Annotated in this window: 3 protein-coding genes; all 3 read left to right on the forward strand. The window is 66.6% G+C overall.

Annotation, left to right across the window (positions count from 1 at the left end):
- The first annotated feature begins 2 nt into the window (after nucleotides 1–2).
- Nucleotides 3–908, forward strand: coding sequence for a glutamine amidotransferase family protein (locus VJS90_RS13345; RefSeq protein WP_324122123.1), 906 nt, complete (start codon nucleotides 3–5; stop codon nucleotides 906–908).
- A gap of 28 nt (nucleotides 909–936) precedes the next feature.
- Nucleotides 937–1,611, forward strand: coding sequence for a protein glxC (locus VJS90_RS13350; RefSeq protein ID WP_324122124.1), 675 nt, complete (start codon nucleotides 937–939; stop codon nucleotides 1,609–1,611).
- Nucleotides 1,612–1,638: 27 nt separating this feature from the next.
- On the forward strand, nucleotides 1,639–2,034 hold a 396-nt coding region (locus tag VJS90_RS13355), incomplete at its 3' end, for a glutamate synthase-related protein (RefSeq protein ID WP_324122125.1).

The following is a 2,034-nucleotide window of genomic DNA, read 5'->3' on the forward strand; positions in this document are numbered from 1 at the left end:
CCATGTGTGGAATCGTAGGTCTGTACCTGAAGAACCCGGCGCTGGAAAGCCAGTTGGGCGCGCTCTTCGAACCCATGCTCCAGGCCATGACCGACCGCGGCCCGGACAGTGCCGGCTTTGCCATCTATGGCGATGAGGTGGCCGATGGCTGGGTCAAGCTGACCCTGCAGGCGACCGACGCCGCGTATCCCTGGAGCGAGCTGATGGGCGCGCTGGAAGCCCGTCTGGGCTGCTCGCTGGACTGGTTCCAGAACGCCAGCGCCGCCGTCCTCAAGGCCCATTGCGACGAGGCCGCCGCCCGCGCAGCGCTGGCCGAGCTGGCACCGGGCGTGCGCATCATGAGCGCCGGCCAGAGCATCGAGATCCTCAAGGGCATGGGCCTGCCCGCCGAAATTTCCCAGCGCTTCGGCCTGGCGGGCATGAAAGGCAGCCATATCATCGGCCATACCCGCATGGCCACCGAGAGCGCCGTGACCATGGAAGGCAGCCATCCGTTTTCCACCGGCGCCGACCTGTGCCTGGTGCACAACGGCTCGCTGTCCAACCACTTCCGCCTGCGCCAGGAGCTCAAGCGCGAAGGCATCACCTTCGAGACCGACAACGACACCGAAGTGGCCGCCGGCTACCTCACCTGGCGCCTGCAGCAGGGCGACACCCTGGCCAAAGCCCTGGACGGCGCGCTGGAAGACCTCGATGGCTTCTTCACCTTCGCCATCGGTACCCGCAACGGCTTTGCCGTGATCCGCGACCCGATCGCCTGCAAGCCTGCGGTGCTCGCCGAGACTGACGACTACGTGGCCATGGCCTCGGAATACCAGGCCCTGGCTGGCCTGCCGGGCATCGACAAGGCCAAGGTCTGGGAACCCCAGCCCGCCACCCTGTACGTCTGGGAGCGCGAAAGCGCCTGACCTGCCGACCGAACTACTGGAGAATTTCATGAAGACCATCGACCTTTCCAGCGCCTCGGTGCGCGACCTCAACCAGGCCCTGCATGGCGAAATGCAGGACCGCGAGTGGCTGGTCACTCATCCCGACGGCAAGCATAACCTGGCCGTGGGCATCAACCAGGCGGTGTCCGTGGATATCCAGGGCCATGCGGGCTACTACTGCGCCGGCATGAACCAGCACGCCAGCGTCACCGTGCACGGCAACGCCGGCGTGGGCGTGGCCGAGAACATGATGTCGGGCGCGGTGCGCATCAAGGGCAGCGCCTCCCAGGCCGCCGGCGCCACTGCCCATGGCGGGTTGCTGGTGATCGAAGGCGATGCCGGGGCGCGTTGCGGCATTTCGATGAAGGGCGTCGACATCGTCGTCGGCGGCAGCATCGGCCACATGAGCTGCTTCATGGGCCAGGCCGGGCGTCTAGTAGTTTGCGGCGATGCCGGCGATGCCCTGGGCGACTCGCTCTACGAGGTGCGCATCTACGTGAAGGGCACGGTGCAGTCGCTCGGCTCGGACTGCATCGAGAAAGAAATGCGCGGCGAGCACCTTGAGGAGCTCAAGGAACTGCTCAACCGCGCCGGCTTCGACGAAGACCCGGCTGCCTTCAAGCGCTACGGCTCGGCCCGCGAGCTCTACAACTTCAAGGTCGACAACGCGTCGGCGTACTGAACCGCCCCCGAATCCGAGGAACTGCACATGAGCGAGAAAACCCCACCGGTGCTGCGTGAGTCCGCCACCTTCGATCGCCTGACCATCCAGGAAATCCAGCGCGCCGCCGAGACCGGCATCTATGACATCCGCGGCGGCGGCACCAAGCGCCGCGTCCCGCACTTCGACGACCTGTTGCTGCTGGGCGCCAGCGTGTCGCGCTACCCGCTCGAGGGCTACCGCGAGAAATGCGGCACCGATGTGGTGCTGGGCAACCGCTTCGCCAAGAAGCCGATCCACCTGAAGATCCCGGTCACCATCGCCGGCATGAGCTTCGGCGCGCTGTCGGCCAACGCCAAGGAAGCCTTGGGCCGGGGCGCCACCATCGCTGGCACCAGCACCACCACCGGTGACGGCGGCATGACTCCCGAGGAGCGCGGCCAG

Origin of the sequence: Pseudomonas sp. (assembly GCF_035277045.1) — a bacterium.
GTDB lineage: Bacteria > Pseudomonadota > Gammaproteobacteria > Pseudomonadales > Pseudomonadaceae > Aquipseudomonas.

What these genes read in the sequence shown, in the direction of transcription:
- VJS90_RS13350 (WP_324122124.1), top strand. Translation starts at nt 937, where the DNA reads ATGAAGACCATCGACCTTTCCAGCGCCTCGGTGCGCGACCTCAACCAG.
- VJS90_RS13345 (WP_324122123.1), top strand. Translation starts at nt 3, where the DNA reads ATGTGTGGAATCGTAGGTCTGTACCTGAAGAACCCGGCGCTGGAAAGC.